The organism is Brevundimonas sp. PWP3-1b1, from assembly GCF_049896065.1.
In the GTDB taxonomy this organism is placed as follows: domain Bacteria; phylum Pseudomonadota; class Alphaproteobacteria; order Caulobacterales; family Caulobacteraceae; genus Brevundimonas; species Brevundimonas intermedia_B.
Genome location: NZ_JAFCTO010000001.1, coordinates 2,241,383 through 2,255,546, shown reverse-complemented (window position 1 = coordinate 2,255,546; position 14,164 = coordinate 2,241,383). Strand labels below are relative to the sequence as shown.

Here is a 14,164-nt window from a genome sequence, read left to right as displayed (position 1 = left end):
ACCCTCCCGCTCTCGAAATCGATGACGACAGCATAGAGGGCCGCCGACCTTGAGATAGGAATAAAGTCCTACTGCACGTCAAAACCGGACGTGACGCCTTGCCCGCCTTGGGGTTGTGCAGGCGATCCTATGTTGGATGTCGGCGGATAGAGGGGATGAAGCGGCGAGGCGGGGCGACGTCGGCCGATGCAACATGGTTAATAAATTTCGAATCGTTGACTCCAACCCCTCGACGGCGATTCGCAAATCACCCTAGATTCGACTCAATCGGATGGCGTTAACCCTTCTTAAGGTTTTCACGTCTTAACTTGCGAACAAGGTTACCCGGACGTTCGTCAGGGTGGTTACCGCAAAGCTTTTGCCTGGAGGGGCACGTATGCGCGTCCTGTTGATTGAAGACGATCACGCAACCGCCCAAAGCATCGAACTGATGCTGAAGTCGGAAGGCTTCAACGTCTATACGACGGACCTGGGCGAAGAAGGCATCGATCTGGGCAAGATCTATGACTACGACCTCATTCTGCTTGACCTGAACCTGCCGGACATGAGCGGCCTGGAAGTCCTGCGCCAGCTGCGCGTCGGCAAGGTCAACACCCCGGTCATGATCCTGTCGGGCAGCCACGAGATCGAAACCAAGGTCAAGACCTTCGGCGGCGGCGCCGACGACTACATGACCAAGCCCTTCCACAAGGACGAGCTGATCGCGCGCACCCACGCCGTGGTCCGTCGCTCCAAGGGTCACGCCCAGGCGATCATCCACACCGGCGAGATCGCCGTGAACCTGGACGCCAAGACGGTCGAGGTGAACGGTCACCGCGTCCACCTGACGGGCAAGGAATACCAGATGCTGGAGCTGCTGAGCCTCCGCAAGGGCACGACCCTGACCAAGGAAATGTTCCTGAACCACCTGTACGGCGGCATGGACGAGCCCGAGCTGAAGATCATCGACGTCTTCATCTGCAAGCTGCGCAAGAAGCTGGCCACCGCCGCCGACGGCAAACACTATATCGAAACCGTCTGGGGCCGCGGCTATGTGCTGCGCGACCCGTCGGAGAGCGTCGTCACCGTCGCCGCCTGATCGGTCTCGATCCGCCGATTTCGAAACGCCCGCCGGAAACGGCGGGCGTTTTGCGTTTCTCCCTCTCCTTCATGGGGAGGGGGGCGAAGGCGGAGCCGAACCCGGGTGGGAAGGACCGGGTGACCGAGCGCTGACTTCGACAGATCCGTGCGACTTCGCCCTGCCGCCCCCACCCCGTCGCTGCGCGACGCCCCTCCCCCGCAGAGGGAGGGAGAGAGGCCCTACCGCTGGAACCCCGCCGCCAGGGCCGCCGCCATCGGGTTGGGGCGGCCGAAGCTGTCGAAGGGCAGGGGCTTGTCCCGGCCATCGTCCTTTTCGCCCTGGCGATACCAGCTGTCGGTGTCGCGCAGGCCCCAGGCGGTGAAGGCGAACTGCTGGGCCTTGGGCAAGGCGGCGAAGGCCGAGGCCAGTTCAGTGACGCGCGCGGCTTGCGCGGCGAGGCGGTCGGCTGCCTTGCGCATATCCAGCCGGTTTTCGGTGCGCAGGGTGCAGTCCAGCTCGGACACATGGATCGGCAGACCGAACTGGGCGACCTCGCGCAGATAAGCGGCGATGACGCCCTCGGGAATGTCGATCCACAGGTGGGATTGCAGGCCCAGCCCCTGCAGCGGGCAGCCGGCCTTCAGCAGGCGCTCGACCAGTTTCAGGAACTGCACGCCCTTGGCCGGGACGCTTTCCTGATTGTATTCGTTCAGGAACAGGACAGCCTCGGGATCGGCGATCCGGGCCTTTTCGAAGGCGCGCAGGATATAGCCGTCGTGGCCGTAGCGCTGTGACCAGTGGCAGTCGCGCATGGCCGAGCCGTCGTCCAGGATCGGTTCGTTGACCACGTCCCAGCTGCGGACCTTGCCGCGATAGCGACCGGCGACCGCAGCGATATAGCCGTCGAAGGCGCGGTCGAAGGCGGCGTCGTCCATGCCGGCGAACGCTTCCTGGCCTTGCGAATACCAGATCAGGGTGTGGCCGTGCATCGCCATGCCCTCAGCCTGGGCGAAGGCGGCGATGCGGTCGGTGCGGTCGAAGTTGGGGCGGTCCAGGCCGTTGGCGAGGATGTATTCCATCTTCATTTCCCACTCGGGCGTGAGCTGGGAGACGTTGGCGCGGGCAAGGGCGACCCAGTCGGGGTCGTCGATCTGCATCGCCTTGATCGCCGTGCCGAAGGGGGCGGGGGCGATGGATTTCAGCGGGGGAACGTTGGGCGGGGTGGCTTCGGCGGAGGCGAAGCGGTCGCAGGCGGCGAGGGGCAGGGCCAGAGACGAGGCGAGGAGGGTGCGGCGGGTCGGCGTCATGCCTCTCCCTCCCCGCTCCGGGGAGGGTGGCTGAGGCGCAGCCGAAGCCGGGTGGGGAGGGCAGGGCGACATCCCACGGACTTGTCTTGCATCAGGCAGTTGCGACCCTGCCTGGCCGCCCCCACCCGGTCGCTTCGCGACCACCCTCCCCCGCAGGGGGAGGGAGAATGTCGGTCGTCAGACCGCACGTTTCCGCAGGCCCAGTTCGTCGAAGGCGGCGGTTTCGCGTTTGGCGATGGCGACCAGCTGGTTCAGGCGGGTGGTCTCGGCGACGTGTTCGAACTTCTTCAGCTCTTCGAAGGCGCCGGTCAGGGCGTCGCGGGCGCCGGCTTCCTCGGCGTCCAGCACGGTCAGGTCGCCCTCGGCCTTGGACTTGCGGGATTTCCAGCCGTTCAGATAGGCGCCCAACATCATGCCGGCCTCGGCGTCCATGCGGGCGCGGTCGCGTTCGGCTTCAGCCTCGGCGTCCAGCACGGCGAGACGCATTTCAGCGGTGGCGCGGCGTTCGGTGATCTCGGCCAGGCGCTTCTGCAGCGTCTCGACCTCGTAGTTGGAAATGCGGATCAGGGATTGGGCCCAAGCGGTCATCTAAATCATTACTCCCTGATCATGCCTTGATTGAGGATGTGCTCCAGCCGGGTAAAGGAATCGGAAAGACGGGTGTGGTCGTCCTTGTCCTGTCCCAGGAAATCTTCCAGCGCGGGGTTCAGCGCGATGGCGCGGTCCACGATGGGGTCGGCGCCGGTGCGATAGGCGCCGATCTTGATCAGCTCTTCCATGTTCGCATAGGCCGACAGGCACTGGCGGGCGCGCTTGTTCAGCTCGCGCTCGGGCGGGGTCTGGCAGGCGGGCATGGTGCGGCTGACGGATTTCAGCACGTCGATGGCGGGGAAGCGCCCGCGCTCGGCGATCTTGCGGTCCATGACGATGTGGCCGTCCAGGATACCGCGCACGGCGTCCGCGATGGGCTCGTCATGGTCGCCGCCGTCCACCAGCACGGTGAACAGGGCGGTGATGGGCGCCGCTGTCGTGCCGTCGGGACGCACGGGGCCAGGGCCGGCGCGCTCCAGCAGCTTGGGCAGTTCGGTGAAGACGGTGGGCGTGTAGCCCTTTGTGGTCGGGGGTTCGCCGGCGGCGAGACCGATCTCGCGCTGGGCCATCGCGAAGCGGGTGACGCTGTCCATCAGGCACAGCACCTCCAGGTCCTGGTCGCGCAGATATTCGGCGATAGCCATGGTCATATAGGCCGACTGACGGCGTTTCAGGGCCGGCTCGTCCGAGGTGGCGACCACGACGACGGCGCGTTTCAGCCCCTCTTCGCCCAGGGTCTCTTCCACGAACTCGCGCACCTCCCGGCCCCGTTCGCCGATCAGGCCGACCACGACGGCGTCGCAGGTCGCCTGTTTGGCCAGCATGGACAGCAGCACCGACTTGCCCACGCCCGACCCGGCGAAGATGCCCAGGCGCTGGCCCCGGCAGGTGGTGGTGAAGACGTCCATGGCCCGCACGCCCAGGTCCAGACGCTCGCCCACGCGACCGCGCGAATGGGCGGGCGGCGGCGGGGCGCGCAAGGGGTAGGGGGCAGGGCCTTGCGGCAGCGGACCCTTGCCGTCGATGGGCTGGCCGAAGGCGTCGATGATCCGGCCCAGCCAGGCGGTGGTGGGGCGCACGCTGGCGGCCTGGTCGATGATGCGGATGTCGGCGCCGGGGGCCACGCCCTCGACCGGGCCGAAGGGCATCAGCAGGGCCTTGGAATCGCGGAAACCGACGACCTCGGCCGGCAGGGGGGAATGGCCGCGTCGGCTGATCTCGGCGCGGGCGCCGACGGCGAGGCGCGACAGGCCGCCGCGCGACTCGATCAGCAGGCCCGACACGCCCGCGACCTTGCCGGTCACGACCAGCGGATCGATCGCTTCGACGGCGGCGACGAGATTGTGCAAAAACAGACCCCAGGAACAGGGGGCCAGAGATGCGCCATCATGGTTAACGGGGGGTGAAGCCGCCGCATCGCCGCATCCCAATCGGCAACCCGAAGTGTCTCTGATACGTATTTCACCTTATGCTTAACAACCCTTGCGAGCAACGGTTTAGCAATCATTAGGCACGACACTCAGCGATCATCATCCACAAGGTCAGGGGAGGCCAGGATGTTCACCAAGCGTCGTATGCAGGCAACGAGTGAAGGGCGTCTGGCTGATCTGGAAGGGAAGATGGAGGCCATCGGCCGGTCTCAGGCGGTGATCGAGTTCAATCTCGACGGCACCATCATCGGCGCCAACCAGAACTTCCTGGAAACGATGGGCTACAGCCTGGAGGAAATCCGCGGCGTCCATCACCGTCTGTTCGTGGACCCGGAAAGGGTGGCTTCGCCTGACTATGCGGCCTTCTGGCGTGATCTGAACGCGGGCCAGTTTCTGGCGCGCAAGTTCCGGCGTCTGGCCAAGGGCGGGCGCGAGGTCTGGCTGCAGGCCTCCTACAACCCGGTCTTCGGCCCAGACGGACGCCCGACCAAGGTCATCAAACTGGCCGTGGACATCACCGCCGAAGAGCAGGAGACCGCACGACGCGAGGCCGAAAGGCTGGCGGCGGAACAGGCGCAGAACCTGCTGGTCGAGGCCCTGGCCGGCGCCCTGGCGCGGCTGTCGGCGGGCGACCTGACGGCGCGGATCGATGCGCCGGTGCAGGGCGCCCACATCCGGGTGCGCGACGACTATAACGCGGCGGTCGAAAGCCTGCGTCAGACCCTGGGTCAGGCGTTGCAGGCCGTCGCGGGCCTGAGAGGCGGGGTCAGCGAAATCTCCAGCGCGTCCGACGACCTGTCGCGCCGCACCGAACAGCAGGCCGCCAGCCTGGAAGAGACGGCGGCGGCGCTGGACCAGATCACCGCCACGGTGAAACGCAGCGCGGACGGCGCCAGACAGGCCTCATCGGCCGCCGTGGGCGCACGGGCCGAGGCCGACCGCTCGGGCGAGGTGGTGCGTCAGGCCATTGCGGCGATGGACGGCATCAAACGCAGTTCGACCCAGATCAGCGACATCATCGGCGTGATCGACGAGATCGCCTTCCAGACCAATCTGCTGGCCCTGAACGCCGGGGTCGAGGCGGCGCGGGCCGGCGAGGCGGGGCGCGGTTTCGCGGTGGTCGCGTCAGAGGTGCGGGCGCTGGCCCAGCGGTCGGCCGAGGCCGCGAAACAGATCAAGACCCTGATCACCACCTCGGGTCAGGAGGTGGCGCAAGGGGTGAACCTGGTCAACGAGACGGGATCGGCCCTGTCGGCCATCGCGGTCAAGGTGGCGGAGATGGACGCCCTGATCTCCGAAATCGCCGCCTCGGCCCAGGAACAGGCCACGGGGCTGAGCCAAGTCAACAGCGCCGTCAATCAGATGGATCAGGTGACGCAACAGAATGCGGCGATGGTCGAGGAAACCACGGCCGCCGCCATGAGCCTGAAGACCGAGACCGAGCAACTGGCCCAGCTGGTCGAGCGGTTCGACACGGGCGAGGCGCCGGCGCAGACGCGGGTCCACGACCTGTCGCAGGGGGGCGGCCCGGTTCCCCTGGCCCGCGAACGGGCCCGCATCCGCGCCTATGCCGGAGGCGGGGCGGCTGCGTCGGCGCCGGCCCAGGACTGGGAAGAGTTCTGACGGGGGCCGCGCCTCTGTCACTCCCGTCATCCTCGCCCTTGTGGCGAGGATCCAGACTCCCGGTGCGTCCGCAGGGTGCATGACCTTGGAATACCGGGAGTCTGGATCCTAGGGACAAGCCCTAGGATGACGGTGTGAGGAGCGTGAGTGACGGGCCTAAACCGGCTCCGGCCCCACCTTCGGTTCGCGTGTCGTCGCGATGGCGCCGACCGAGGCCACGACGATGGCGGCGATGGCGAGCCATTGCTGGCCAGTCAGGTGTTCGTGCAGGATCAGCAGGCCGGCCAGGGCGCCGACCGCCGGCTCGGCGCTGAGCACCACGCCGAAGGTGCGTTTGGGGATGCTGCGCAGGGCGACCATCTCCAGCGAATAGGGCAGGGCGCTGGAGAAGATCGCGACCGCCACGCCGGCCAGGATGATCGCCGGGTTCAAGAGGGCCGCGCCCGCATGGGCCACGCCGAACGGCACGACGACCAGGGCCGCCACGCTCATGCCCAAGGCCACCGACTGGCCGGCATGGATGTGCGACAGCCGCTTGCCGAACACGATGTACAGCGCCCAGCACAGGCCGGCGAAGGCGGCCAAGGCCATGCCGACCGGATCGAGCGCCCCCGCTCCGGCCTTGAGCGGCAGCAGCAGGCCCAGGCCCACGACGGCAAAGCCGATGCAGACGAAATGGATGGGTTTCCTCGAATGGATCAGGGCCAGGGTCAGCGGCCCCATGAACTCGATGGCGATGGCCAGGCCCAGCGGGATGGTGCGTAGCGACATGTAGAAGCTGAGGTTCATCGCCCCCAGAACGACGCCGTACAGGGCGATGGCGCCCAGGTCCGCGCGGGCCAGACGGAACCGCCAGGGCCGGAACACCGCGACCAGCACCAGGGCCGAAATCCCGACGCGATAGGCCGACGTCCCCTCCGCCCCGATGATCGGGAACAGGGTCTTGGCGAAGGAGGTGCCGCCCGCCAGAGTCACCATGCCCGCGAACAGCGCCAGATAGGGGATGACGCGCATCGCGAAGGGCGAGGTCAGGCGCGATTTCAGGGCCACGGAAGTCATGGCCGATGAGTAGCCGAATCCCGCTTGCGCTTCCCGGCGATTTTCCGCTTGAATGCGCCTGAAATCGTCACGAAAGGCCATGCAATGACGAATTTCGTCACCCTCGACGATTTCGACCATCGGCTGCTGGCCCGGGTCCGGCGCAACAATCTGGAACCGGCGCGGGTGACGGCCGAGGCGGTGGGCCTGTCGGAATCCGCCGTGCTGCGCCGCCTGCGTCGTCTACGGGCGGAAGGGGTCATCGCCGCCGACGTCGCCGTGATCGATCCCGCCCGGGTCGAACCGCGCATCGTCCTGCATGTCCAGGTCGAGATGAACACCCAGGACCGCAAGGTAATGGACGACTTTCAGCGCGCCATGAAGGCCAGTCCCGAGGTGCAGGGCGCCTGGGACGTGACGGGCGAGACCGACTATCTGCTGACCGTCGCCGTGCGGTCGATGCAGGACTACGAGGCCTTCGGCATCCGCGAACTGATCCCCGAAAAGGGCGTGCGCGGCTTCAAGAGCATGATCGTGATCCGCGAGGTGGTCGGTTTCGATCCCGCGCGCGCTGTGCTGGAGCGCTAGAGCGCAGGCGCCTCGACCACCAGGACGGCGCCGACGCCTTGAGTTGTGTTCTCGATGGTCCCGCCGATCTGGCGCACCAGGCTGTCGATCACGCGCATGCCCAGGCTGCGGTCGCTGCGGGCGGCGATCAGGTCGAAGCCCTTGCCCTGGTCCGCCACCGTCACGGTCAGGCGACCGTCCGCGATCCGGCCGGTCACGGCGATGCCGCCGCCGTCGGGGCCATAGGCGTATTTGATGGCGTTGGTGACCAGTTCGTTGACGATCAGGCCCAGCGGAATGGCGATGTCGGCGCCCAGCGGCGCATCGGAGGCCTCGCAGGTGATGACGTGACGATCGCTGCCGGTGTCGATGGCTGCGCACAGCAGGCACAGGAAGTCGGACAGGATCACGGTCTGGACGTCGGCGCCGCGCCACAGCTGGTCGTGTACCTGGCTGATGGCCTGAATGCGCGCGCCGGCCGTGGCCAGGGCGGTGCGCACGTCGTCGGACGCGGCGCCCCGCGCCTGCATCGACAGCAGGCTGGAGACCAGGGACAGGCTGTTCTTGACGCGGTGGCTGACCTCGCGAGTCAGCAGGGCCTGGTGTTCGATGGCGGCCAGCAGCCGCTGCTCGGTCTGCTGGCGGGCGATGGCGGCGCCGACGACGGCCGCGAAGGCGTCCAGGAACAGGGCGTCGCGGGCGTCGAACTGACCCTCGTCGGGGCTGTCGACCTCAAGCACGCCCCAGGGGTCGCCGTCCAGTTCGGGCCGGATCAGCACGTTTATGGCGCGCCGCACCCCGTGGTCGGCCAGCAGTTTGGGCGTTTTGAACCGGTCTTCGATGTCCAGATGGTTGGAGATCAGGGGCTTGCCGGTCTGGAAGGCGTAGCCGGCCGGGGAATCCAGCTCGACGCCCAGCGAGGCGCGGCCCTCGACCTCGCCGCTCCAGCCCACGCCGGCGACCAAGACCAGGCGGTCGCGGGTCTCGTTGTGGATCAGCACCTTGGACAGCGGAGTCTCAAGTCCGTCGGCGCAAACCTCGCAGGCGGCGTCGAGCAGGGCCTGGCGATCCCGCTCGCGCAGGGCCACCTCGCCGAACCGCGCCAGCAGCGACTGCTGCTTGAGGCGATAGCGCAGTTCGTCGGCGGTGGATCGGGTCTCGGGGGCCGGGGTCTCCTCGACCTTGGGCGCGACCGGATCGTCCATGCGGATCTGGGTCTCTGCGGCCGTGTCGGCGTACACCTCCGCGACCAGTTCGGCGATCTCTGGCGTCAGGCCGGTGTCGGAAGGCGGGCGGGTGTGGGGCAAGGGAGATAATCTCGGTTCGCGCGACGGCGTCATATAGGCCTACATAGCCGCTCTGAAAGGCTCGCGCAGAAATGATCGCGTTCGCCCCCTTGCGCGGTGCGGCGAGGCCTTATCTTTTGGGCGCCTGCAATCGAGGAGACTTTCCCCATGACCGACTTCAGCTACGACGCGTCCCGCCACCTGAAGAAGGGCCGGGGCAAGGTCTATGACTCGATCATCGACACCATCGGCGACACGCCCATCGTGCGGCTGCCGCGTCTGTCGGCGGAATACGGGGCCAAGGCCACGGTGCTGGCCAAGCTGGAGTTCTTCAACCCCATCGCCTCGGTCAAGGACCGGATCGGCGTGGCCATGGTCGAGGCGTTGCAGGACGCGGGCAAGATCAACAAGGATACGGTCCTGGTCGAGCCGACCAGCGGCAACACCGGCATCGCCCTGGCCTTCGTGGCGGCGGCCAAGGGGCTGAAGCTGATCCTGTGCATGCCCGAGAGCATGTCCATCGAACGGCGCAAGATGCTGGCCCTGCTGGGCGCCCAGCTTGAGCTGACGCCGGCCGAAAAGGGCATGAAGGGCGCCATCGCGCGGGCTCAGGAGCTGCTGGAGACGACCCCGAACTCGGTCAGCCCGTCGCAGTTCGAGAACCTGGCCAACCCCGCCATCCACCGGGCCACGACGGCCGAGGAAATCTGGAACGACACGGACGGGGCGGTGGACATCGTCATCGCCGGCGTCGGCACCGGCGGCACCATCTCGGGCGTGGGCCAGGCGCTGAAGGCGCGCAAGTCTTCTGTAAAAATGATCGCGGTCGAGCCGGAGGCCTCGCCGGTGCTGTCCGGCGGCGCGCCCGGCCCGCACAAGATCCAGGGCATCGGCGCCGGCTTCACGCCCGCCATCTACGATCCGTCGGTGGTGGATGGGGTCGAACAGGTCTCGAACGACGATAGTTTCGACATGGCGCGCAAGGCCGCCCGCGTCGAAGGCATCCCCGTCGGCATCAGCTCGGGCGCGGCCCTGACCGCCGCCTTCAGGCTTGCAGCGCTGGACGAGAATGCGGGCAAGACCATCGTGGTCATCATCCCGTCCTTTGCCGAACGCTATCTGTCGACGGCCCTGTTCGAGGGACTTTAGGCGGCTCACGCCCGGTTAACCGCTGCTCGCTAAAGTCGGCGAATGGGCGAACTGTCAGCCATGATGGGGGAAGAGGCGACGCCGGAGACGCCGCTGCGCGCACGCCGTGCGCTGCTGAAGCGGCTGGCCGATGTCGTGTCGCTTCCCGCCAGTCGGATCAACGCCTTCGAGCGAGCGGTCACCGGCGATCTGCTGGTCGAGATGCTGCGTCTGGCGTCGCGCGAGGAGCGGCGGCGGGTCGCCTCGCGCCTGGCGCCGCTGGCCGAACTGCCCAATAGCGTGGCGCGCATCCTGTTGCGCGACGAGCCGGAGATCGCCGGCCTGCTGATCGAACAGTGCGCGTCGTTGAGCGATGCCGACATCGTCGGCTGTGCGCGCGACGCCAGTTTCGAACATCGGCTGCTGATCGCGGCGCGTCGGGGCCTGTCCGAGATCGTGACCGAGACCCTGTTCTCGTTCGGCGAGATGGAGGTGATCGAGGCGGTCCTGCGCAACAAGACCGCGCGCCTGTCCCAGGTCGGGATCGAGACGGTGGTGGGCCTGAGCCGTCAGTCGCCGGGTCTGTGTGGCCCGTTGCTGAAACGGCCGGAGCTGAGGCCGTCGGGCGCCTATGTCATGTTCTGGTGGTGCGTGCCCGAGGATCGCCGCACCATCCTGCAGCGGTTCGCCGTGTCGCGCGAAGTCATGCAGGAGGCGTCCGAGGACGTCTTCCCCCTGGCCGCCGAAGAGGGCTGGGCCGATCCGGTGGCGCGCAAGGCGCTGCAGTTCATCGAGCGTCGCCAGCGCAACCGCGCCGCCATTGAAAAAAGCCCTTTCGACAGTCTAGAACAGGCCGTCATGGTCGCCGCGCGCGACGGGCTGACGCGCGAGACGGCGTCCGAGATCGCCTTCCTGGCGGGGGTCAAGCCGCTGACGGGGGCCAAGCTGCTGGGCGATCCGGGCGGGGAGCCGCTGGCGATCCTGTGCAAGGCGACGGGGATGTCGCGCGTGGACCTGACGAACCTGTGGCGCTCGATGCGTCGGCCCGAGACCCTGGCGGACGGCAAGATCCATCCCGACTGGGAGCGGGTGCAGATCACCTATGAGATGCTGGCGGTCGACCGGGCGCAGACGGTGTTGAGATACTGGAACTGGTCTTTGTCGTCGGCTTTGACGCCGTCCTTGCTGCGCGCCATACGCGACGGCGAGGATGATGCTGTCGACGAATATTCGGCGCCCGAACGCGCGGCGATGATGGTGCTGGCCGAAGACTTCGGCCGCTGATCTTAACCACTACAGATACGTATATGCACGTGCGCGTCGTCGCGATTCGTCGCGTGTTTGCTTTCGAGCGAGAACAACCCTATGACGCTATAGGGACAGTTCGAGCCGAGAATCGGTCGAACTCAATAGATCATGAAAGCGATGTCGATAATGGAAGATAAGCCCGAACTGCTTGAGATGACTGCGGACATCGTGTCGGCCTATGTCGGCAACAACTCCGTCTCGGCAGACGCTCTGCCGTCGCTTATCGCCAATATTCACGCCGCCCTGTCGGGCGTTTCCAATGGTCCGGTCGAAGCTGAGCCCGAGCCCAAGGAGCCGGCGGTGCCGATCCGCAAGTCGATCGCGCCCGATTTCCTGATCTGTCTGGAAGACGGCCGCAAGTTCAAGTCGTTGAAGCGTCACCTGCGCACCAAATACGACATGAGCCCCGAAGATTACCGCGCCAAATGGGGTCTGCCGAAAGACTATCCGATGGTCGCTCCGAACTACGCCAAGGCGCGTTCGGAACTGGCCAAGTCGATGGGCCTGGGCCAGGGCGGCCGCAAGCCCGCCCGCGCCGCCACGACGGCGCGCGCCAAGAAATAAGCCGGATATATTCGGTGTGAAAACGCCCGCTTCCGAAAGGAGGCGGGCGTTTTTGCTTTGGGGGCACGATCCTCTCCCTCCCCCTGCGGGGGAGGGTGGTCGCGTAGCGACCGGGTGGGGGCGGCCCGGCAGGGACGCACTGGCCTGAAACAAGAAGGATGGTGGGACGTCGCCTTGCCGTCCCCACCCGGCTTCGGCTGCGCCTCAGCCACCCTCCCCCGCAGGGGGAGGGAGAGGTCTGTGCTGCGTCAGGCCGCCTGCGCCGTGCGCCGCATGCGCCAGAAGCGCAGGGTGCGAAGGGCGGCGTCGCGGGTCAGTTCGCCGTACATGCGGCCGTAGGCGGCGGCCTTGCCCATCGGATTGTCTTCCGAGCCCAGGACGGCGACGGCGTAGGTCAGGTAGACGGCGCGGTCCATATCGGCGGCCTTGCAGACCACCGAGAGGGCGTCCAGGTCCTTGCGCTCGACGATGCCGCGCGCGGTGTGGAAGTCGATGTCGGCCAGTTTCGACAGGGCGATCAGGAAGGGCGTGCGGCCGTTCGAGCGCAGGAAGCGGATCAGCACCTGGGGCGTCAGCTGTCCGGCGGCCTTCAACTCGTCCACATAGGCCAGGTTCTCGGCATAGTCGGCGGGCAGGGCGCCGTCGTCGGTGGCGACCCGCGTGCGGCCGGCGGCCAGGGCCGCCTCCAGCAGGTCGGGATCCATGCGGGCGTTCTGTTCCAGAATCTGGTGACGCAGCCGGGCCTCGACGACGAAATACATCTCGTTCAGCAGGTCGGCAGGCAGGCTCTGACGCTCGACCGTGGCGGCGTGCAGGGCCGGATTGGCCTTGGCGCGTTCGACGGCGGTCTCGGACGCCGCGCGCGACAGGCGGGCGCCGTCGTTGCGCAACAGGGCGTCCAGGGTGTCGTCGTCGCCGCGTTCCACGATGATGTCGGACACGGCCTCGGACACGGTGGCCCGCTCCGACACGGCGCGCAGGTGACCCTGGCCGCGCCTGCGCACGACGTGGATCAGGTCTTCGTCGGTCAGGACGCTGGAGGCGCGCAGCACCTGTTCGGCGACCTCCAGCTCGTCGTCGGCGAAGCGACGGATCAGGTTGTGGGGGGCGTTGGGCGCCTCGGCGAAACGGGCGGCCAGTTCGGCGCGGACCGCGACCTCCATCTCGTCGGACAGCTTGGCCAGGACCGAGCCGTAGAGGTCGGTCTCGTTGGCGTTGTGGTCGGGAACGCCGAAGAAGTGGTCGGTCAGTTCGCGCAGCAGCAGGCGGCGTTTCTCGCTGGATTCCTCACCGGCGAGGGCGATCAGCTGCGGCAGGCGCGAGCCGGGGATCACGGCAGGTTCGATCACGACTTGATCGTTCATGGCAGGTCGTCGGCTTCGGTCTGGGGCACGGCGCGCAAGGAGCCGTTGGCGTTGCGGATCAGGGCCGGGGGACCGTCCGGCTGGGCCAGGTCGTTCGAGCGCGGCGTCTGGGTCATCTCGACCGGCAGGGCGTCCAGATAGGTCTGCTGCGGGGCCTGGATGGCGTCGGGGTGACGGCCGGCCTGGCGGTGGACGGAATAGTAGCGGGCGCTTTGGTCGCTGTAAGGGGGCGCCTGGGCCGCCTGCTGCGAGGCGGCGACGGCGGCGCCATCGAGGGGGACGCCGGCCTGGGGCCGTTGCAGGCGATAGATGGGAGCGTCGCGGCGCGGGGCCATGGGATCGACGACGGCGGCGGCTTCGGCCGGTTGCGGCTGGGGTTCTGGCTGGGGTTCGGGCGCCGCCTGGGCTGTCTGTTGCGGGGCGGGCGCGGGCGCGACCTCGGCTTGAGGTTGAGGTTGAGGCTCGGGCGCCTGCGGCTGAGGCGCGGGGGTGTAGGGGGCAGGGGCGGACTGCACGGGGGCGGACTGCACGGGAGCGGGGGCGGGCTGGCCCATCCAGGCGCTGGCGGGCGTCAGGCCGTTGCTGCGTGGCGTGGCGGCGGAGGGCGCGGGCGCTAGGCGGGCCAAGGGGATAGCGCCGGGGATGGTGCGGTTGGCGGCGACGACGGTCGGTTGCGGGGCCTCTGGCTGCGTGACAGCGGGCCTCGGGGCGGGGCTCTGTGCGGATCGGGCGGCGACCGGCGGCTTGCCCGGCCACGACAGGTAGCGCAGGCCGGCGGTATTGGTCGGCGCCTGCTGGGCGGCGGCGCCGCTGGCCGCGAGGCTGGCGGCGGTCAGGAGGGTCGAAAGGACGAGGGCGCGGCGCAAGGCGGCTCTCCGGTAAGGAATTGCAGCCCGCA

Annotated in this window: 13 protein-coding genes; 6 read left to right on the top strand and 7 right to left on the bottom strand. The window is 67.6% G+C overall.

Annotated elements, in window-relative coordinates; genetic code table 11:
* Positions 1–376 precede the first annotated feature (376 nt).
* Positions 377–1,078, top strand: coding sequence for a response regulator transcription factor CtrA (ctrA, locus tag ACP69V_RS11050; protein WP_135193504.1), 702 nt, complete (start codon positions 377–379; stop codon positions 1,076–1,078).
* A gap of 221 nt (positions 1,079–1,299) precedes the next feature.
* On the opposite strand, the gene ACP69V_RS11045 is transcribed toward ctrA, so the two are convergent.
* The 3 genes from ACP69V_RS11045 to fliI form a co-directional block, all read right to left on the bottom strand.
* A complete protein-coding gene (locus ACP69V_RS11045) occupies positions 1,300–2,367 on the bottom strand; it encodes an endo-1,4-beta-xylanase (protein ID WP_426023870.1) in 1,068 nt (355 codons plus the stop codon).
* Positions 2,368–2,544: 177 nt separating this feature from the next.
* Entirely contained in the window at positions 2,545–2,955 is a 411-nt protein-coding gene (locus ACP69V_RS11040) for a flagellar export protein FliJ (protein ID WP_426023868.1), read from the bottom strand.
* A gap of 8 nt (positions 2,956–2,963) precedes the next feature.
* Complete coding sequence (fliI, locus tag ACP69V_RS11035) at positions 2,964–4,307, bottom strand: flagellar protein export ATPase FliI (protein WP_346494917.1); 1,344 nt, start codon at positions 4,305–4,307, stop codon at positions 2,964–2,966.
* Between the two features lie 207 nt (positions 4,308–4,514).
* Here fliI and ACP69V_RS11030 point away from each other — a divergent pair, with 207 nt between their 5' ends.
* Entirely contained in the window at positions 4,515–6,011 is a 1,497-nt protein-coding gene (locus tag ACP69V_RS11030; protein WP_426023866.1) for a methyl-accepting chemotaxis protein, read from the top strand.
* Positions 6,012–6,167: 156 nt separating this feature from the next.
* On the opposite strand, the gene ACP69V_RS11025 is transcribed toward ACP69V_RS11030, so the two are convergent.
* Positions 6,168–7,070, bottom strand: coding sequence for an EamA family transporter (locus ACP69V_RS11025; RefSeq protein ID WP_426023865.1), 903 nt, complete (start codon positions 7,068–7,070; stop codon positions 6,168–6,170).
* A gap of 84 nt (positions 7,071–7,154) precedes the next feature.
* Between ACP69V_RS11025 and ACP69V_RS11020 the strand changes: the two genes are divergently transcribed.
* Complete coding sequence (locus ACP69V_RS11020; protein WP_425985732.1) at positions 7,155–7,637, top strand: Lrp/AsnC family transcriptional regulator; 483 nt, start codon at positions 7,155–7,157, stop codon at positions 7,635–7,637.
* Here the strand turns inward: ACP69V_RS11020 and ACP69V_RS11015 are convergent.
* Positions 7,634–8,923: a sensor histidine kinase gene (locus ACP69V_RS11015; protein WP_426023864.1), complete on the bottom strand. Its 1,290-nt coding sequence runs from the start codon at positions 8,921–8,923 to the stop codon at positions 7,634–7,636. The two genes, ACP69V_RS11020 and ACP69V_RS11015, sit on opposite strands and share 4 nt — an antisense overlap.
* A gap of 147 nt (positions 8,924–9,070) precedes the next feature.
* Here ACP69V_RS11015 and cysK point away from each other — a divergent pair, with 147 nt between their 5' ends.
* From cysK to ACP69V_RS11000, 3 genes are all read left to right on the top strand, one after another.
* The gene (gene cysK, locus ACP69V_RS11010) at positions 9,071–10,051 is read left to right on the top strand and encodes a cysteine synthase A (RefSeq protein ID WP_426023863.1); all 981 of its coding nucleotides are present in this window, start codon (positions 9,071–9,073) and stop codon (positions 10,049–10,051) included.
* Between the two features lie 42 nt (positions 10,052–10,093).
* A complete protein-coding gene (locus ACP69V_RS11005; protein ID WP_426023862.1) occupies positions 10,094–11,314 on the top strand; it encodes a DUF2336 domain-containing protein in 1,221 nt (406 codons plus the stop codon).
* Between the two features lie 150 nt (positions 11,315–11,464).
* Positions 11,465–11,902: a MucR family transcriptional regulator gene (locus ACP69V_RS11000; RefSeq protein WP_426023861.1), complete on the top strand. Its 438-nt coding sequence runs from the start codon at positions 11,465–11,467 to the stop codon at positions 11,900–11,902.
* Positions 11,903–12,150: 248 nt separating this feature from the next.
* Here ACP69V_RS11000 and ACP69V_RS10995 read toward each other — a convergent pair whose 3' ends face one another.
* A complete protein-coding gene (locus tag ACP69V_RS10995; protein ID WP_426023859.1) occupies positions 12,151–13,266 on the bottom strand; it encodes a DUF2336 domain-containing protein in 1,116 nt (371 codons plus the stop codon).
* Complete coding sequence (locus ACP69V_RS10990; RefSeq protein WP_426023858.1) at positions 13,263–14,132, bottom strand: hypothetical protein; 870 nt, start codon at positions 14,130–14,132, stop codon at positions 13,263–13,265. Before ACP69V_RS10990 ends, ACP69V_RS10995 begins: the two co-directional genes overlap by 4 nt.
* Positions 14,133–14,164: the final 32 nt, after the last annotated feature.

Coding starts and splice junctions, on each gene's coding strand:
- ctrA (WP_135193504.1), top strand. CDS start 377: ATGCGCGTCCTGTTGATTGAAGACGATCACGCAACCGCCCAAAGCATC.
- ACP69V_RS11045 (WP_426023870.1), bottom strand. CDS start 2,367: ATGACGCCGACCCGCCGCACCCTCCTCGCCTCGTCTCTGGCCCTGCCC.
- ACP69V_RS11040 (WP_426023868.1), bottom strand. CDS start 2,955: ATGACCGCTTGGGCCCAATCCCTGATCCGCATTTCCAACTACGAGGTC.
- ACP69V_RS11030 (WP_426023866.1), top strand. CDS start 4,515: ATGTTCACCAAGCGTCGTATGCAGGCAACGAGTGAAGGGCGTCTGGCT.
- ACP69V_RS11025 (WP_426023865.1), bottom strand. CDS start 7,070: ATGACTTCCGTGGCCCTGAAATCGCGCCTGACCTCGCCCTTCGCGATG.
- ACP69V_RS11020 (WP_425985732.1), top strand. CDS start 7,155: ATGACGAATTTCGTCACCCTCGACGATTTCGACCATCGGCTGCTGGCC.
- cysK (WP_426023863.1), top strand. CDS start 9,071: ATGACCGACTTCAGCTACGACGCGTCCCGCCACCTGAAGAAGGGCCGG.
- ACP69V_RS11005 (WP_426023862.1), top strand. CDS start 10,094: ATGGGCGAACTGTCAGCCATGATGGGGGAAGAGGCGACGCCGGAGACG.
- ACP69V_RS11000 (WP_426023861.1), top strand. CDS start 11,465: ATGGAAGATAAGCCCGAACTGCTTGAGATGACTGCGGACATCGTGTCG.
- ACP69V_RS10995 (WP_426023859.1), bottom strand. CDS start 13,266: ATGAACGATCAAGTCGTGATCGAACCTGCCGTGATCCCCGGCTCGCGC.